Annotated in this window: 14 protein-coding genes; 10 read left to right on the top strand and 4 right to left on the bottom strand. The window is 73.7% G+C overall.

Annotated features, from left to right (window positions below):
- Nucleotides 1–119 precede the first annotated feature (119 nt).
- The gene (locus tag NLU66_RS14035; RefSeq protein WP_259360255.1) at nucleotides 120–1,127 is read left to right on the top strand and encodes a LacI family DNA-binding transcriptional regulator; all 1,008 of its coding nucleotides are present in this window, start codon (nucleotides 120–122) and stop codon (nucleotides 1,125–1,127) included.
- On the top strand, nucleotides 1,124–2,197 hold the full coding sequence (gene trpS / locus NLU66_RS14030) for a tryptophan--tRNA ligase (protein ID WP_259360254.1): 1,074 nt from the start codon (nucleotides 1,124–1,126) through the stop codon (nucleotides 2,195–2,197). Before NLU66_RS14035 ends, trpS begins: the two co-directional genes overlap by 4 nt.
- An 86-nt stretch (nucleotides 2,198–2,283) precedes the next feature.
- Here the strand turns inward: trpS and NLU66_RS14025 are convergent, their stop codons facing one another.
- Nucleotides 2,284–3,834 (bottom strand): DUF5129 domain-containing protein, encoded by a 1,551-nt coding sequence (locus tag NLU66_RS14025; protein ID WP_259360253.1) that lies wholly within the window; start codon nucleotides 3,832–3,834, stop codon nucleotides 2,284–2,286.
- A 202-nt stretch (nucleotides 3,835–4,036) separates the two neighbouring features.
- Here NLU66_RS14025 and cysK point away from each other — a divergent pair, with 202 nt between their 5' ends.
- Together cysK and epsC are read left to right on the top strand one after the other, a co-directional pair.
- Nucleotides 4,037–4,966 (top strand): cysteine synthase A, encoded by a 930-nt coding sequence (gene cysK, locus NLU66_RS14020; protein ID WP_259360252.1) that lies wholly within the window; start codon nucleotides 4,037–4,039, stop codon nucleotides 4,964–4,966.
- A gap of 3 nt (nucleotides 4,967–4,969) precedes the next feature.
- Nucleotides 4,970–5,563, top strand: coding sequence for a serine O-acetyltransferase EpsC (gene epsC, locus NLU66_RS14015; RefSeq protein ID WP_259360251.1), 594 nt, complete (start codon nucleotides 4,970–4,972; stop codon nucleotides 5,561–5,563).
- A 15-nt stretch (nucleotides 5,564–5,578) separates the two neighbouring features.
- On the opposite strand, the gene NLU66_RS14010 is transcribed toward epsC, so the two are convergent.
- Together NLU66_RS14010 and NLU66_RS14005 are read right to left on the bottom strand one after the other, a co-directional pair.
- Nucleotides 5,579–6,370 carry an SIR2 family NAD-dependent protein deacylase gene (locus tag NLU66_RS14010; protein ID WP_259360250.1) on the bottom strand — a complete coding sequence of 264 codons (792 nt, stop codon included), beginning with the start codon at nucleotides 6,368–6,370 and terminating at the stop codon, nucleotides 5,579–5,581.
- Nucleotides 6,367–7,215, bottom strand: a complete 849-nt coding sequence (locus tag NLU66_RS14005; RefSeq protein ID WP_259360249.1) for an aldo/keto reductase — start codon at nucleotides 7,213–7,215, stop codon at nucleotides 6,367–6,369. Before NLU66_RS14005 ends, NLU66_RS14010 begins: the two co-directional genes overlap by 4 nt.
- Nucleotides 7,216–7,332: 117 nt before the next feature.
- Between NLU66_RS14005 and NLU66_RS14000 the strand changes: the two genes are divergently transcribed.
- A complete protein-coding gene (locus NLU66_RS14000; RefSeq protein WP_259360248.1) occupies nucleotides 7,333–8,622 on the top strand; it encodes an arginine deiminase family protein in 1,290 nt (429 codons plus the stop codon).
- A 21-nt stretch (nucleotides 8,623–8,643) separates the two neighbouring features.
- Here the strand turns inward: NLU66_RS14000 and NLU66_RS13995 are convergent, their stop codons facing one another.
- Complete coding sequence (locus NLU66_RS13995; protein ID WP_259360247.1) at nucleotides 8,644–9,222, bottom strand: GNAT family N-acetyltransferase; 579 nt, start codon at nucleotides 9,220–9,222, stop codon at nucleotides 8,644–8,646.
- Nucleotides 9,223–9,358: 136 nt separating this feature from the next.
- Between NLU66_RS13995 and gcvT the strand changes: the two genes are divergently transcribed.
- The 5 genes from gcvT to NLU66_RS13970 all read left to right on the top strand — a co-directional run bounded on the left by gcvT (nucleotide 9,359) and on the right by NLU66_RS13970 (nucleotide 16,584).
- Complete coding sequence (gene gcvT, locus NLU66_RS13990; protein WP_259360246.1) at nucleotides 9,359–10,492, top strand: glycine cleavage system aminomethyltransferase GcvT; 1,134 nt, start codon at nucleotides 9,359–9,361, stop codon at nucleotides 10,490–10,492.
- 43 nt (nucleotides 10,493–10,535) lie between these two features.
- Nucleotides 10,536–10,907 carry a glycine cleavage system protein GcvH gene (gene gcvH, locus NLU66_RS13985; RefSeq protein ID WP_259360245.1) on the top strand — a complete coding sequence of 124 codons (372 nt, stop codon included), beginning with the start codon at nucleotides 10,536–10,538 and terminating at the stop codon, nucleotides 10,905–10,907.
- Between the two features lie 116 nt (nucleotides 10,908–11,023).
- Nucleotides 11,024–13,960 (top strand): aminomethyl-transferring glycine dehydrogenase, encoded by a 2,937-nt coding sequence (gene gcvP / locus NLU66_RS13980; RefSeq protein ID WP_259360244.1) that lies wholly within the window; start codon nucleotides 11,024–11,026, stop codon nucleotides 13,958–13,960.
- 161 nt (nucleotides 13,961–14,121) lie between these two features.
- Nucleotides 14,122–15,333 (top strand): cobalamin-independent methionine synthase II family protein, encoded by a 1,212-nt coding sequence (locus tag NLU66_RS13975; protein WP_259360243.1) that lies wholly within the window; start codon nucleotides 14,122–14,124, stop codon nucleotides 15,331–15,333.
- 99 nt (nucleotides 15,334–15,432) lie between these two features.
- The gene (locus NLU66_RS13970) at nucleotides 15,433–16,584 is read left to right on the top strand and encodes a glycosyltransferase family 4 protein (protein WP_259360242.1); all 1,152 of its coding nucleotides are present in this window, start codon (nucleotides 15,433–15,435) and stop codon (nucleotides 16,582–16,584) included.
- Nucleotides 16,585–16,643 lie beyond the last annotated feature (59 nt).

The raw sequence follows: 16,643 nt of genomic DNA, 5'->3' as shown, positions 1-16,643 counted from the left end.
CCGGCGAATGATGTGAGCACTGTAGATCCACGGATGGAAGATGTGCAAGAATGCGCAAGATCTTGCAGGCAACGAATCGGTCACGGGCGATGGCGCCACGATCGGAGAGGATGGGCGGCATGGCACGACTCATCGACATCGCCCAGGAGGCCGGCGTCAGCGAGGCGACCGTCTCGCGGGTGCTCAACGGCCGCAGCGGCGTCAACGAGGAGACCCGGCGGGTCGTGATCGACGTCGCCCGGCGGCTCGGCCGCGACGTGGGCCTCGACGCCGTCCGCAGCGGCCCGCTCGTGGGCCTGCTCGTCCCGGACCTCGAGAACCAGGTCTTCACCGCCTGGGCGGAGCGGATCGAGGCGGAGCTCTTCGAGCGCGGCGCCTCGCTGCTGGTCGGGATGCGCGCGCGGACCGTGGACCGCGAGCGGGAGATCCTCCAGCGCTTCCTCTCGAGCGGGGCGGAGGCGATCATCGTCGTCTCCGGCCACCACGCCCAGGAGGTCGGCCCCATGGACCACTACCGCGAGGTGATCGCCGCAGGGACCCCGCTCGTGCTCGTCAACGGCGTGCGCGACGACCTCGACGCCTCCTACCTCTCCACGGACGACGAGCACGCCGTGCGCTCCGCCCTCAGCCACCTCCAGGACCTCGGCCATCGCCGGATCGGCCTCGCGATGGGCGACGAGCACACCTGGCCCGTGCGCGAGAAGCTCCGCGCCTTCGACGAGGGCATGGCCGCCGCCGCGCCCGAGGACCGTCCCGTCGCCTTCACGGACTTCTCCTACGCGGGCGGGTACGAGGCGGCGCGCGATCTCGTGGACCGCGGCGCGACCGCGATCGTCTGCGGCTCCGACGTCATGGCGGCCGGCGCCCTCGAGGCGATCCGCGCCATGGGCCTGAGCGTGCCCGGCGACGTCTCCGTCGTCGGCTACGACGACGTCTTCTGGGCGGCGCTGACGAACCCGCCGCTGACCACCGTGCGACAGGCCGTGCCGGCGCTCGCGCGCGCCGCCGTGCGCGCGGCCCTCGGCGGCGGGGAGCAGTCCCGCCGGCCCGCCCGCACCGAGGTCGTGGTCCGGCCCCAGCTCGTGGCCCGCGGCTCGACCGGCGCGGCCGCTAGCATGGGGCGGTGACCGAGACAGACCGCACCGACAGCTACTCCACCTCCCAGCAGCGCAGCGACGCCCTCTGGGAGAAGATCCGCACCGATCCCTCCGGGCTGCGGATGCTCACCGGCGACCGCCCCACCGGCGCCCTGCACATCGGCCACTACTTCGGCTCGCTGCGCAACCGGGTGCGGCTCCAGGACGCCGGGGTGGAGAGCTGGGTCATCGTCGCGGACTACCAGGTCATCACCGACCGCGAGATCCTCGGCGACATCCAGGGCTCCGTGCGCGAGCTGCTCACCGACTACCTCGCCGCCGGGATCGACCCGGAGCGCTCCACGATCTTCACGCACTCCGCGGTCCCGGCCCTGAACCAGCTCATGCTGCCGTTCCTGTCCCTGGTCACCCAGCCCGAGCTCGAGCGCAACCCCACCGTGAAGGCGGAGCTGCAGGCCGCGGGCAAGACGGCCATGGGCGGCCTCATGCTCACCTACCCCGTGCACCAGGCGGCGGACATCCTCTTCTGCCACGGCAACCTCGTCCCCGTGGGCAAGGACCAGCTGCCGCACATCGAGCAGACCCGCGTCATCGCCCGCCGGTTCAACGAGCGCTACGCGGGCGGCGAGGCGTACTTCCCCGAGCCCGACGCCCTGCTCTCCGAGGCGCCCACGATCCTGGGCCTCGACGGCTCCGCGAAGATGAGCAAGTCCCTCGGCAACACCGTCATGCTGCGCATGAGCCCCGAGGAGACGCTCAAGAAGATCAAGAAGGCCAAGACGGACTCGGAGCGGCTGATCACCTACGACCCCGAGAACCGCCCCGAGGTCGCGAACCTGCTCATGCTCTCCTCCCTCTGCTCCGATCGCACGCCGCAGGAGATCGCGGAGGAGATCGGCGACAAGGGCGCGGGCACCCTCAAGATCATGACCGCGGAGCTGCTCAACGAGCACCTCGCCCCGCTGCGCGCCCGCCGTGCGGAGCTCGAGAGGGATCCCGGCCACCTCTTCTCCGTGCTCCGTGCGGGCAACGAGCGCGCGAACGCCGTGGCCGAGGAGACCCTCGCGCACGTGCGCGAGGTCATGGGGATGGTCTACTGATCCGCTGAGCCACCGGATGCCGAGGCGGCCCGGACCCCGTCACGGGGTCCGGGCCGCCTCTCGATCCCCGCGCGACGGGGACGGGCTCAGAAGCTGCTCGAGCTGCCCGCGCCGGAGAAGCCGCCGCTCGAGTAGCCGCTCGTGCTGCCGCTCGAGGTGGCCGGCGGGTGGCGGTGGGTGTCCAGGGCCGACGTCGCCCCGCCGTACCAGGCGCCCGTCCACAGCACGGGGCTCAGCGAGTAGTCCGTGGCGTAGGCCTCCGGGTGCCGGGCCCGGCGACGGCCCCGCACCGAGCTGGGGAACTCGCTCACGAAGCCCTTCTCCGGCTCGGCCTCCCGCATCAGCTCGATCTCGTCCCGGTCCTCCGCGCGGGCGCCGATGACCTCCTCCCGCAGCCGGGCGCTCGCCGTCGCCAGGCGCGTGGTCAGCTCGTCGAGCCGTTCCAGGCACTCGTCCGGGGTCCGGGCGCCCTCGAGGTAGTCGCGCGAGACCTGCTCGAGCTCCGGGGCGACCTCGCGGGCGGTCGCGCGCAGGGCATCCGCGGCCGCGCTGCGTCCCTTCTCCTCGACCTCGGCCTCGCGGATCGTCTCCTCGACCGCGGCGAGGGACTCGTCGAGCGGGCGCCGCTCCTCCTGCCAGGCCGCGCGGTGATCGCCCGTGCGGCCCAGCAGATGGGCCGCGGCGATGATGGTGTCGTCCGCGTCGTCGGCGATGCCCACCGCCTCCTCGTACTCCTTCCCGAGCCGGGAGGTGGCGGTGGAGATGCCCCAGAGCGGCCCCGGGCGCTCCGGGAGCCGCTGGACCAGGCGCTCCGCCTCGTCGGCCGAGCGGCGATGGTCCTCGACGTCCGCGAGGACCGCGGCGCCGTAGGCGGAGTCGCGGGGGATCCGCGCGGCCGCGTCCTCCGTCTCCCGGCGGCGGGCGCGGACGTCCTCGTGCCGCGCCCGGGCCTCGGCGACGCGGTGACGGACGCCCGCGCCGCGCCAGAGGGCGGAGATCGCGCCGATCGCGGCGAGGACGAGGGCGACGGCCGCGCCGAGGATCCCCCCGGGGCTCCGCCACCAGGGCCGTCCCAGGAGGTCCGCGTACTCCTGCGCCCCGGCCTCGAGCGCGTCCTCCCAGGCGCCGTCGGCCGCGTCCTCGCGCATCGCGTCCTGGACGTCCTCGAAGCCGCCGTCGGAGAGCGTGACGTCGTCGCCGGCATAGGTGCCGAGCTTGCGCTGGACCGGGTCGAGCGCGACGATCACGACGCCGTCCGCCCAGGTGTCCCCGTCGATCCACTCCGGGTGCTCCGCACGGGCGTAGGCGAGGACGGCGTCGTTGAGGACACGGTCGTCCGAGGTGTCCACGTCCTGGGTCGCGGAGTCGAGGGTGAGCACCTCGAGCTGCACCTCCTCGCGGAAGGTGACCTCGGTGATGCGGTCCTCGAGCGCCTGCGCATCGTCGAGCACCCCGGCCTCGTCGAGGACCTCGACCGCGGGCGGCGTCGCGTGCGCGGCGGGGACCGCCGCGAGCGGGGCGAGGAGGGCCAGCAGCGCGAGGGCGAGCAGCAGCAGGCGGTGGCTCCGCTCGCGCGGGCGGCCTCCGGTGCCCGGCGGCAGGGCGTCGGCGATGACGGGGACGGGTGATGCGCTCATGACCCCACCGTAGGCAGACCCTCGTCGCCGACGGGCCGACGATCGTCGGGAGCTCCGTCCGACACCGGTCGTCGCCGCATGACGCAGGGTGGACGGGGCTGCCCGATGTCCAGCTGGTCCCACCTATACTCCCCAGAAGCAGAACTTTGCACGGACTCCGCGGACCGCCGTGGCGGCCGCCCCAGGACAGGAGAGAACCCGCATGCCCATCTATGAGAACGTCTCCGAGCTCGTCGGCCGCACCCCGCTCGTCCGCCTGAACCATCTGGGCGAGGACGTCAAGGCGACCGTGCTCGCGAAGCTCGAGTTCTACAACCCCGCCAACTCCGTCAAGGACCGCATCGGCGTGGCCATGATCGACGCCGCGGAGAAGTCCGGCCAGCTGCAGCCCGGCGGCACCATCGTCGAGGCGACCTCCGGCAACACCGGCATCGCGCTCGCCATGATCGGCAGCTCGCGCGGCTACAAGGTCGTCCTCACGATGCCCGAGTCGATGTCCAAGGAGCGCCGCGCGCTGCTGCGCGCCTTCGGTGCGGAGCTCGTGCTCACCGAGGCCCCCAAGGGCATGAAGGGCGCCGTCGAGAAGGCCCAGGAGATCGCCGCGGAGACCGGCGCCGTCCAGGTCAAGCAGTTCGAGAACGAGGCGAACGCCCAGATCCACCGCGACACCACCGCGGAGGAGATCTGGTCCGACACCGAGGGCGAGGTCGACGCGATCGTCGCCGGCATCGGCACCGGCGGCACCATCACCGGCGTGGGTCAGGTGCTCAAGGAGCGCAAGCCCGGTGTGAAGGTCTTCGCGGTCGAGCCCGAGGAGTCCGCGATCCTCAACGGCGGCCAGCCCGGCCCCCACAAGATCCAGGGCATCGGCGCGAACTTCGTGCCCGCCCTCCTGGACACCGAGGTCTACGACGAGGTCCTCGACATCGACGCCGAGACCGCCATGGAGCGTGCCCGCGCCGTCGCCCGCAGCGAGGGCCTGCTCGTGGGCATCTCCTCCGGCGCCGCGATCGAGGCCGCCGTGCGCGTGGGCTCCCGCGAGGAGCTCGCCGGCAGGACGATCGTCGTGATCGTCCCGTCCTTCGGCGAGCGGTACCTCTCCACCCCGCTGTACGCCGAGTACATGGACTGACGGGTGCCCCGTCCCCTCGACCGCGTCCTCGACGCCGTCGCGAGCGTCCGCGAGGACCTCGCGGCGGCGCGTCGACGTGACCCCGCCTCGACCGACGACCTCACGATGCTCCTGAGCTCGCCGGGGCTGCACGCGATCTGGGTGCACCGCGCGGCCCACCGCCTGTGGGCGCGCGGCGACCGCGCCTCGCGCACCGCCGCGGTGGTGCTCGCGCAGGGCGCCCGCTCGATCACCGGCGTGGAGATCCACCCCGGCGCGACCCTCGGCCGACGCTTCTTCATCGACCACGGCATGGGTGTCGTGATCGGGGAGACGGCGGAGGTGGGCGACGACGTCATGCTCTACCACGGGGTCACGCTGGGCGGCCGCTCCATGCAGCGGGTCAAGCGCCACCCCACCGTGGGGGACGGCGCGGTCATCGGCGCAGGTGCCCGCATCATCGGCCCCGTGCTGGTCGGCGCGGGCGCGCAGATCGGCGCCAACGCCGTCGTCGTCAAGGACGTGCCCGACGGCGCCACCGCCGTGGGTGTCCCGGCGACCGTGCGGCGCGGTGCCGCCCATCCGCAGGAGCAGATGGATCCCGCGATCTACATCTGAGCCCGCGCCGCGGGATTAGGAGCCGAAGGGGTCCAGGAAGCTGCGCTGGGCGACGCCGTTGACGGCGCGCTCCCACGCGGGGAGCACCTCATGGGCGTCGCCCTCGATCACGAGGTCGAAGCCCGTGCGCGGCCCGGCCTGCGACGGCGGGTCGAGGTCGACGAGCACGGTCAGCGCGCCCGCCTCCCGCGCGAGCGGCGCGAGCTGCGCCGCCGGGAAGACGACGCCGCTCGTGCCGACCGCGGCGAAGAGATCCGCCGAGCGGGCCAGCTCGAGGGCGAGGTCGAGATCCGCCGCGGGCAGCTGCTCGTCGAAGAGCACCACGTCCGGACGGGTCGGAGCCCCGCACACGGGGCACGCCGCGGGCACGCCGTGGTCCTCCGCGCGCTCACCCGGCCCGGGGGCCGCGGGGGCGCGCCAGTCGCAGCGCAAGTCCAGACAGGTGGCCCGCAGTGCGCTGCCGTGCAGCTCCGCGACGCCCTCGCTCCCCGCCGCCTGGTGCAGCCCGTCGATGTTCTGCGTGATCACGTGCGCGCCCATCCGGGCGAGCGCACGATGACCGGGGGTGGGGCCGTGGGCCGCGGCGATCCCCGCCATGCGGCCCCACACGCTCCACAGCTGCGGGATCGAGCCGGGGAGCCGGCCGGCGTGCATGGCCGCCTCGAGCTCGGGCTCGAGGTCCCACACGCCGCCCGGCCCCCGGAACGTGCCCAGCCCCGTCCGGGCGCTCAGCCCCGCCCCGGTGAGCACCACGATGCGGTGGTGCTCAGGGCCGGGGACGAACGCGCCGCGACGGGGGGAGGTCACCACTCCTCGTGCTCGCGGGAGTCCCAGGCGGTCTCCTCGCCGAGGTCGAGGGAGGCGAGCAGCGCGCGGTCCGCGTCGTCCAGGACCAGCTGGTCGAGGGTCGCGTTCTCCCGGCGGCGCTCCGGGTTCGAGGAGCGGGGGATCACGACGACGCCCTGGTCGATCGTCCAGCGCAGGATGACGCGGGAGGTGCTCACGCCGTGCTTCTCGGCGACCTTGCGCAGCGCGAACTGCTCGCCCAGACCCTCACGGCCGCCGAGCGGGCCCCAGGCCTCGGTGACGATGCCGTGCTCGGCGTGGAAGGCGAGCGACTCCTGGCGGGGCAGGGCGGGGGAGAGCTGGATCTGGTTGACCTCGGGCCACACGCCGGTCGCGTCGAAGAGCTCCTGGAGCTGCTCGGGACGGAAGTTGGAGACGCCGATGTGCTGGGCGAGTCCCTCCTCCTTGAGGTCGATGAGCGTGCGCCAGGTGTCCAGGGCGAGACCGCGAGAGGGGTTCGGCCAGTGGATGAGCAGCAGCGCCACGCGGTCCAGGCCCAGCCGGCGCAGGGACTCCTGGAAGCCGACGCGGGCCTCCGCACGGCCCTGGTCGCCGCCCGCGATCTTGGTCGCGACGAGCACCTCGTCGAGGTCGACGCCGGAGCGGCGCACGCCCTCGCCCACGGCCGTCTCGTTGCCGTACTGGGCGGCGGTGTCGACGAGGCGGTAGCCCTCGCGCAGCGCGGCCGCGACGACCTCGGCGCCCGCGGGACCCTTGGGCTGACCGGTGCCGAGACCGATCAGCGGGAAGGGCGTGCCGTCGGCGAGGGTCGTGGTGGGGATGGTGAGGCCGGTGGTCTCGGACATGGGTTCTCCTCCGGGGAGCGGGTCACGGACGCCACCAGGCTAGTCCGAACGGCGAGGTCCGGGTGCACCGGGGAGGGCCGCTGGTAGCGTGCACGCACCGCGAGGTGAAGGAGAGCCATGACCGCCGCGCCGCCCGCCCGTCCCGCCCGTCCGGTCCTCGGGGTCCTCGACGAGATCTCGCCCCTGCGCTCGGTGATCGTCCACACGCCCGGGCCGGAGATCGACCGGCTCACCCCGGACACCCGCGAGCGCTTCCTCTTCGACGAGGTCCTGTGGGGCGACCGCGCCCGCGCCCAGCACGAGGACTTCATCACCCTGCTCGAGGGGGAGGGGGCGGAGGTGCTGCGCCTCGCGGACCTCCTCCGGGACGTGCTCGCCGATCCCACGGCCCGCGAGGAGCTGCTGGACGGCACCCTGGACCCGTGGGTGCTCGGCGACATGGCCGCCGCCGACCTCCGCGCCGCCTTCCGGACACTCGACCCCGAGCGTCTGCTCACGATCCTCCTCGGCGGGATCACGGTGGGCGAGCTGCGGGCGCTGGGCGTCGCCCCCCGCTCCCTCGCCCTGCAGCTCGCGGCCGAGGACGACATGGTGCTCGACCCGCTGCCGAACCACCTGTTCACCCGGGACCCCTCGGCCTGGATCGGGGACACCGCGGTGCTGAGCCCCATGCGCCGGGGTGCGCGTCGGCGCGAGTCCCTCCACCTCGAGGCGGTCTACCGTCACCACCCGCGCTTCGTCGGCACGGGCGAGGGCGCCGGGGCCGGATCGACGGGACTGCGACGTGTGCACGCACCGGGCCACGGCGGCGGCCGCGCGACCCTCGAGGGCGGCGACGTCATGGTGCTCTCGCCGCGGACCGTCGCGGTGGGGCTCTCCGAGCGCACGAGCGCGGTGGGGGTCGAGCACCTCGCCGCGGCCCTGCTCGAGGACGCCGCCCGCGGGGAGGGCACCGTCGAGAGGGTCGTCGCGATCGCCCTCCCGCACCGGCGCTCGATGATGCACCTGGACACGGTCACCACCGTCGTGGACCACGAGTCGATGCTGCGCTACGGACCGCTCGGCCCGCTGGAGACCATCGAGATCGAGCACGGTCCCGGAGGGCTCGTCACCCGGGCGCACCCGGCGGCGGAGATGGATGCGGTGCTCGCCCGCGGGATGGGGGTCGGGGCGCTGCGGGTGATCACGCCCCCGCTCGATCCGACGGCCGCGGCGCGGGAGCAGTGGGACGACGGCTGCAACGTGCTCGCGGTCGCCCCCGGCCGCGTCGTCGCCTACGCCCGCGCGAGCGCGACCAACGACCACCTGCGTTCGCTCGGCATCGAGGTGCTCGAGCTCGACGGGGACGAGCTGGGGCGCGGCCGCGGCGGACCGCGCTGCATGAGCTGCCCCGTCTCCCGCGGCTGAGGGGGCGTTCCGGGGGACCGCTCAGGCCCGGCGGCGCGTGGGCGGCGGCGGGTCGGCGGAGGTCTGCAGCGCGGCGGGGAGCGTGGGCAGGGCCTCGAGCAGCGAGCGCTCCATGAGCAGCTGCTGGGCCCCGAACTCCTCGAGCCCCTGGCGCACGGTGAAGCCGAGCCGACGCAGCAGGGCCACGCTCCGCTTGTTCCGGGTCTGGGTGACGGCGATGACGTGGCGGTCCTCGAGATGCGCCTGTGCCCAGGCGAGCACGGTGAGGCACGCCTCCGCGGCGTAGCCCTGGCCGGTGCGCTCGGGCAGCAGCGCGTAGCTGAGCGAGAGCTCCCCGCGGTCGCGGTCCAGGCTGATCGAGCCGATCATCGCGTCGTCCTCGCGCAGCGCGAGCGCCCACTGGCCCCAGCTGAGGCCGAGGGGGGAGAGCTCGAGCGCCTGGCGCGAGGCGTAGTCGACGCTGCCGCCCAGGTACTCCCGCGTCACGGGGTCCGTCATGAGGCGGATATGGGCGGGACGGTCGGCTTCGCGGGCCTCGCGGATCGAGAGCCTGTCGCTCTGCATCCGCACCGGCCATTCCCCTGCGCCCGTCGTCGTCACGCCCCCACCGTACCGGTCGGCGGTGGCGGGGCGGCGGGCTCCGCCGAACTCGCCGTGACCACCGCGGGCTGGCGGTAGGGTGACCCTGCGTCCGGCCGTGCCGGGCGCGTCAGGGCCAGCACCTCGAAGGAGACCCATGTCCACGTCGGACCTCCGCAGCACCCCCCTCGAGCAGGTGCACGAGCGCCTCGGTGCGACGTTCACCGACTTCGCCGGCTGGAGGATGCCCGTCCGCTACGGCTCCGACCTCGCCGAGCACGCCGCCGTGCGCACCTCCGCGGGGCTCTTCGACCTCTCGCACATGGGGGAGATCCACGTGCGCGGTCCGCAGGCGGGGGAGCTGCTCGACCATGCGCTCGCCGGGAAGCTCTCCTCGATGAGCGTGGGCCGGGCGAAGTACTCGCTGCTGCTCGCCGAGGACGGCGGCGTCATCGACGACCTCATCACCTACCGCCTCGCCGAGGACCACTTCCTCACGGTCCCCAACGCCTCGAACGCCGCGGCGGACCTCGCCGCGCTGCAGGAGCGCGCCGCCGGCTTCGATGCCGAGGTGCGCGACGCCTCCCTCGAGACCGCGCTGATCGCCGTGCAGGGGCCCGCGAGCGAGGAGATCCTCGTGGCGGCGCTGCTCGGGGCCGACGGCGGCGTGGACGGGTTCGGCGCGGAGGACCTCGCGGCGCTGCGCTACTACCGGGCGCTCGCGGGCACCTACCGCGGTGAGGAGCTGCTGGTCGCGCGCACCGGGTACACCGGCGAGGACGGCTTCGAGCTCTACGTGCCGAACGGCCTCGCCGAGCAGCTGTGGGAGCAGCTCGCCGCCGCCGGCGGGGACCGCCTCACGCCGTGCGGCCTCGCCTGCCGCGACACCCTCCGCCTCGAGGCGGGCATGCCGCTGTACGGGCACGAGCTCTCCCTCGACCTCGATCCCCGCCAGGCGAACCTCGGCCCCGTCGTCGTGCTGCGCTCCAAGGAGGACTTCGTGGGCCGCGCCGCCTACGAGGCCGCGGATCCCTCCGCCCTGCCCGTGCTCGTCGGCCTCGCCGGCGAGGGCCGCCGCGCCGGCCGCGCCGAGGCCGCCGTGCGGACCCCCGAGGGCGAGGAGATCGGCCGGGTGACCTCCGGGGCGCTCTCGCCGACCCTCGGTCACCCGATCGCGCTCGCGCTCGTGCGGCCCGACCTCGCCGCCGTCGGCACCCCGCTCGTGATCGACGTGCGCGGCAAGGACCTCCCGGTCGCCGTCGTCGAGCTCCCCTTCTACTCCCGCGCCTGACGCCGTCCGGCACGACCTCCGCACCCCGAGGAAGGACCACCCCATGTCCGACGAGATCCGCTACAGCAAGGACCACGAGTGGGTCCGCATCGACGCCGATGGCCACGCCGTCATCGGCGTCACCGACTTCGCCGCCGGCCAGCTGGGCGACGTCGTCTACGTCGACCTGCCCGCCGTGGGCGACGAGCTCACCGCCGGCACCGAGATGGGCGAGATCGAGTCGACGAAGTCCGTCTCGGACCTGTTCTCACCGATCGACGGCACCGTCCTCGAGCAGAACCAGGAGGTCGTCGACGCGCCCGAGCTCGTGAACTCCTCGCCCTTCGAGCAGGGATGGCTCCTCAGGGCGAGCTTCGAGGAGCTCCCGGAGGATCTGCTCTCCGCGGACGAGTACCGCCAGCTCACCCAGTCCTGAGCGGAGCCGACGGCCTCGCGGCACCCGCCGCGGGGCCGTCGGTCGTCCCGCCGCCGGCACGGCCCACCCCCGCCGTGCACCGCCGCCCGCCCCTCACCCCCGGGAGCCTCAGCTCGATGACCGCCCAGCCCGTCCCCTCCCACGAGTCCTTCGTGCCGCGGCACGTGGGCACCGACCCCGCCGCCCAGGAGCGCATGCTCGCCGCGCTCGGCTATGCCTCGCTCGACGAGATGCTGCAGGCCGCCGTCCCCTCGACGATCCTGCTCGACGAGGAGACCCGCGAGGCCACCTCCGTCCCCTCCGGCGTCGCCGAGCCGATCGCGCTCGCCGAGCTGCGCGCCCTCGCCGACCGCAACACCGTGCGGCGCTCGCTCCTCGGCACCGGCTACTTCGGCACCCACACCCCCGCGGTCATCCAGCGCAACGTGCTCGAGAACCCCGCCTGGTACACGGCCTACACGCCCTACCAGCCCGAGATCTCCCAGGGCCGCCTCGAGGCGCTCCTGACCTTCCAGACGATGATCTGCGACCTCACCGGGATGGACGTCTCCAACGCCTCGACCCTCGACGAGGCGACCTCCGCCGCGGAGGCGCTCATGCTCGCCCGCCGCACCGCGAAGCGGAAGGCGCCCGTGTTCCTCGTCGACGCGGACGCGCTGCCCGCCACGAAGGACGTGCTCGCGGGCCGGGCCGCGGGGCTCGGCATCGAGCTGCGCGAGGTGGACTTCGCGGTCGACGGCGCCCCCGAGGGGGAGGACTACCTCGGCGCCCTCGTCCAGTACCCCGGCGCCTCCGGCCGCGTGTGGGACCCGAGCGAGGTGCTCGCCGCCGTCACCGCGAGCAAGGCCGTCGCGATCGTCGCCGCGGACCTCCTCGCCCTCACGCGCCTCGCCTCTCCGGGTTCGCTCGGCGCGGATGTCGTCATCGGCTCCTCGCAGCGCTTCGGCATCCCGCTCGGGTTCGGCGGCCCCCATGCGGGCTTCGTCGCCGTGCGCAAGGGCCTCGAGCGGCAGCTGCCCGGCCGGCTCGTCGGCATCTCCGTGGACGCCGACGGCAACCCCGCCTTCCGCCTCTCGCTGCAGACCCGCGAGCAGCACATCCGCCGCGAGAAGGCGACCAGCTCGATCACGACCGCGCAGGTCCTGCTCGCCGTCATGGCCGCCATGTACGCCGTCTACCACGGGCCCGAGGGGCTCGCCGCGATCGGCGGGCAGGTCGCGGACCGCACCGCGACCCTCGCCGCGCAGCTGCGCGCGAGCGGCTTCGCGCTCGTCCACGACTCCTTCTTCGACACCCTCGAGATCCGCACCGCCGCCCGCGCGCAGGAGATCGTCGCGGCCGCCGCGGAGTCCGGATGGCTGCTGCGCGCCGTGGACGCGGACGTCGTCCACCTCTCCCTCGACGAGACGGTCACGGAGGCGGATCTCGCCGGGATCGCCGCGGTGCTCGCCCCGTTCGCGGAGACCCCGGGCGCCGAGCTCGCGCCCGTGGAGGCCGGCGAGGGCTGGGGGGAGCTCGTGCGCGAGGTCGACTACCTGCGCCACCCCGTCTTCTCCTCCTTCCGCTCGGAGACCGCGATGATGCGCTACCTGCGCCGCCTCGCGGACCGCGACTTCGCGCTGGACCGCGGGATGATCCCGCTCGGCTCCTGCACGATGAAGCTCAACGCGGCGACCGAGATGGCGGGCATCACCTGGTCCGGCTTCAACGCCGTCCACCCGCTCGCGCCGCGCGAGGACGTGGAGGGCTACCTCGACCTGGTCACCCAGCTCGAGCAGTGGCTCGCGGACCTCACCGGCTACGACACCGTCTCCCTGCAGCCCAACGCCGGTTCCCAGGGCGAGTTCGCGGGCCTGCTCGCGATCCGCGCCTACCACGCCTCCCGCGGCGAGGGCTCGCGGGACGTGTGCCTCGTGCCGAGCTCCGCCCACGGCACGAACGCGGCCTCCGCCGTGAACGCCGGCCTGCGGGTCGTGGTCGTCGCCTCCGACGAGCGCGGCAACATCGACATCGACGACCTCCAGCAGAAGATCAAGGACCACGGCGAGGAGCTCGCCGCGATCATGATCACCTATCCCTCCACGCACGGCGTCTACGAGGAGCAGGTGCGGACGGTCTGCCAGCTCGTGCACGACGCGGGCGGCCAGGTCTACGTGGACGGCGCGAACCTCAACGCGCTGCTGCAGGTCGCGCGGCCCGGCGAGTTCGGCGGCGACGTCTCGCACCTGAACCTCCACAAGACGTTCTGCATCCCCCACGGCGGCGGCGGGCCGGGCGTGGGTCCGGTCGCCGCGAAGGCGCACCTCGCCCCGTTCCTGCCCGGCCATCCCGCGATCCAGCAGGCCGAGCACCCCGTGACCGGGGCCGGCGCGCAGGTCCACGGCGGCGCCCCGGTGTCCCAGGCGCCCTACGGCTCCGCCTCGATCCTCCCGATCTCCTGGACCTACATCCGGCTCATGGGCGCGGAGGGGCTGCGCCATGCGACCGCCTCCGCGGTGCTCGCCGCGAACTACCTCGCCGCCCGGCTCTCCGAGGCCTACGAGATCCTCTACACGGGGGAGAACGGGCTCGTCGCCCACGAGTGCATCGTGGACCTGCGCCCCTTCACCGCCCGCACCGGGATCACCGTGGACGACGTCGCCAAGCGCCTCGTGGACTACGGCTTCCACGCGCCCACCATGTCCTTCCCGGTGGCGGGCACGCTCATGGTCGAGCCCACCGAGTCCGAGGACCTCGTCGAGCTGGACCGCTTCGTCGACGCGATGCTCATGATCGCGAAGGAGGCCGAGCAGGTCGCCGCGGGCGTCTGGCCGGCCGATGACAACCCGCTCGTGGGTGCCCCGCACACCGCTGCGTCGGTCGTCGCGGGGGAGTGGACCCACCCCTACTCCCGTGAGGTGGCCGTGTACCCGGGCACTTGGGCCACGCCGGAGGACCTCTCGGTGCACGACAGCGTCCAGATGCGGATCCAGTCGAAGTACTGGCCGGCCGTGCGCCGCATCGACCAGGCCCACGGGGACCGCAACCTCGTGGCGACCTGGCCCCGGGACTGAGCCCCGGGGGCGGACGTCGGGGACGCGCCCAGGGCGTGAAGCCTGAGCGTGCGCCCCGCCCGCCGCCGGCCCGTCGGAGCACCGCTCCGACGGGCCGGCGGCATGTGAACGGTCGTGACGAGCAGATGACGAGCGGACGATCAGGCCGCTAGCCTGCACGTATGACCGAGATCCTCACCACGCACGCCGGCTCCCTGCCCCGCAGTCCCGAGCTCATCGCCGCCAACTCCGCCCGCCAGGTGGGCGAGGACGGACTGACCCCGCAGCCCACGGACGAGTTCCGCGGCGTGCTGCGACAGGCGGTGGCGGACGTCGTCGCGAAGCAGCGCGAGATCGGCATCTCGATCCCGAACGACGGCGAGTACGGCCACCTCATGACCTCCGCCGTGAACTACGGCGCCTGGTGGTCCTACATCTTCGACCGCGTCGACGGCCTCGAGCTCACGGGGGAGGACCACTTCTCCTCCGAGCCGGTGCGCTCGTCCCCCGGCGACGTGCGCCTGACCGTCTTCCCGGACCGCCGCGACTGGACGATCTTCCAGCGCGCGTACCAGGACCCCACCTCCGGGATCACCGTCGGCGCGCAGACGACGTTCCCGGCCGCGACCGGCCCCGTCTCCTACTCGGCCACGGGCCGGGAGCTCGTCGCCCAGGACACCGCGAACCTCCGCGCCGCGCTCGACGCCTCGGGCTACGCGACCGGCTTCCTGCCCTCCCTCTCCCCGGGATCCGGCAGCCGCATCGTCGACGCGCACTACGGGACCGTCGACGCCTTCCTCGACGCCTGGGTCGAGGTCATGGCCCCCGAGTACGAGGCGATCGCCGCGGCGGGCCTCATCGTGCAGGTCGACGACCCCTCGATCGCGGAGAACTGGGACCAGATCAACCCCGAGCCGAGCGTCGAGGACTACGTCGCCTTCACCCGCAAGCGGGTCGAGGCCGTGAACCGCGCGCTCGCGAACGTGCCCACCGAGCAGACCCGCTTCCACCTGTGCTGGGGCTCGTGGCACGGCCCCCACACGACCGACATCGAGCTGCGCCACATCGTGGGCCTCCTGCTCGAGATCGACGCGACGTACTACTCCTTCGAGGCGGGCAACGTGCGCCACGAGCACGAGTGGACCGTGTGGCAGGACGTCGAGCTGCCCGAGGGCAAGGTCATCGTCCCCGGCGTCGTCTCCCACGCCACCAACGTCGTCGAGCACCCCGAGCTCGTCGCCCAGCGCATCGAGCGCTTCGCGCGGATCGTCGGCCCCGAGCGCGTGATCGCCTCGACGGACTGCGGCCTCGGCGGGCGCATCCACCCCGACATCGCGTGGGCGAAGCTCGAGTCGCTCGTCGCGGGCGCGCGGATCGCCTCCTCCCGCCTCTGAGCGCCGGGGCGCCCGGGGAGCGAAGAGTTCACCCGGGCGTCCCCGACGCGTCACGCGTCGGTGGGGCCGTGGAAACGGCGGGGGCGGATCATCGCAGGCGTGAGGATCCTCGTCATCACCGAATCGTTCCTTCCGCACATGAACGGCGTCACCAACTCCGTGCTCCGCGTCGTGGACCACTTCGCGGGCCAGGGTGACGACCTCGAGATCATCGCCCCCCAGTGGCCGCACGCCGACCGCTTCTGGCGCACCTCGGGCGGCCGCAGGGTCCGCGTGCACCGCGTGGCCTCGGTGCCGCTGGCCGGCTACACCGACGTGCGGATCGCGGCGGCGAGCGCGACCGGCCTGCGCCGCCGGATCGCCGAGTTCGCCCCGGACGTCATCCACCTCGCCTCGCCCACGATCCTCGGCGGCCGCGCCGTGGTCGCCGCGCAGAAGGCCGGCGTCCCCACCGTCGCCGTCTACCAGACCGACATCCCCGGCTACACCGCCAAGTACGGGATGCCCTTCCTCGAGGCCGCGTCCTGGCAGCTGCTCAAGGACGTCCACAACCGCGCGACGGTGAACCTCGCGCCCTCGACCGCGACCCGTGACCAGCTCGCGGCCCACGGGGTGGAGCGGCTCGCGCTGTGGCGCCGCGGCGTGGACACCTCCCTCTTCTCCCCGTCGCTGCGCAGCGCCCGGCTGCGGGCCCGCTACGCGGAGGCCGACGAGAAGCTCGTGGTCTACGTGGGCCGCCTCGCGCCGGAGAAGCAGGTCGCGGATCTCCAGGTCATCCATGACATGCCGGGTGTGCGGCTGCTCGTGGTGGGCGACGGGCCCGAGCGGGACGCGCTGCGCCGGGCCATGCCGCGGGCGCGCTTCGCGGGGTTCCGCTCCGGCACGGACCTCGCCGCGCACCTCGCGAGCGCGGACCTCTTCATCCACCCCGGGGAGCTCGAGACCTTCGGGCAGACCATCCAGGAGGCCATGGCCTCGGGTCTGCCGGTCATCGCCCCGCGCCGCGGAGGACCGGTCGACCTCGTGACGCCGAGCCGCACCGGCTGGCTCTACACGCCGGGGATGCTCGACGAGCTCCGCGATCACGCCGCCGATCTCCTCTTCGACGACGCGAAGCGGCTCGCGTTCGGGAGGGCGGCGCTGGACGCGGTGCGCAAGCGCACCTGGCCGGTCCTCGCCGAGCAGCTGCGCGGCCACTACGCGACGGCGATCGCCCGGCACGCGGACGTGCACCAGCGCACCCTCCGCTGAGCCGGGGGCGCGCCGTCACCTCCGGTCGTCGTCACATTCGGCCATAGAGGTCGCCGCGG

The organism is Brachybacterium sp. NBEC-018, from assembly GCF_024860185.1.
GTDB lineage: Bacteria > Actinomycetota > Actinomycetes > Actinomycetales > Dermabacteraceae > Brachybacterium > Brachybacterium rhamnosum.
The sequence above is the reverse complement of the archived record's forward strand: the minus strand, read 5'-3'. Positions and strand labels throughout refer to the sequence as shown.

What these genes read in the sequence shown, in the direction of transcription:
- NLU66_RS13975 (WP_259360243.1), top strand. Translation starts at nt 14,122, where the DNA reads ATGACCGAGATCCTCACCACGCACGCCGGCTCCCTGCCCCGCAGTCCC.
- cysK (WP_259360252.1), top strand. Translation starts at nt 4,037, where the DNA reads ATGCCCATCTATGAGAACGTCTCCGAGCTCGTCGGCCGCACCCCGCTC.
- gcvT (WP_259360246.1), top strand. Translation starts at nt 9,359, where the DNA reads ATGTCCACGTCGGACCTCCGCAGCACCCCCCTCGAGCAGGTGCACGAG.
- NLU66_RS14005 (WP_259360249.1), bottom strand. Translation starts at nt 7,215, where the DNA reads ATGTCCGAGACCACCGGCCTCACCATCCCCACCACGACCCTCGCCGAC.
- NLU66_RS14000 (WP_259360248.1), top strand. Translation starts at nt 7,333, where the DNA reads ATGACCGCCGCGCCGCCCGCCCGTCCCGCCCGTCCGGTCCTCGGGGTC.
- gcvP (WP_259360244.1), top strand. Translation starts at nt 11,024, where the DNA reads ATGACCGCCCAGCCCGTCCCCTCCCACGAGTCCTTCGTGCCGCGGCAC.
- gcvH (WP_259360245.1), top strand. Translation starts at nt 10,536, where the DNA reads ATGTCCGACGAGATCCGCTACAGCAAGGACCACGAGTGGGTCCGCATC.
- NLU66_RS14025 (WP_259360253.1), bottom strand. Translation starts at nt 3,834, where the DNA reads ATGAGCGCATCACCCGTCCCCGTCATCGCCGACGCCCTGCCGCCGGGC.
- NLU66_RS14035 (WP_259360255.1), top strand. Translation starts at nt 120, where the DNA reads ATGGCACGACTCATCGACATCGCCCAGGAGGCCGGCGTCAGCGAGGCG.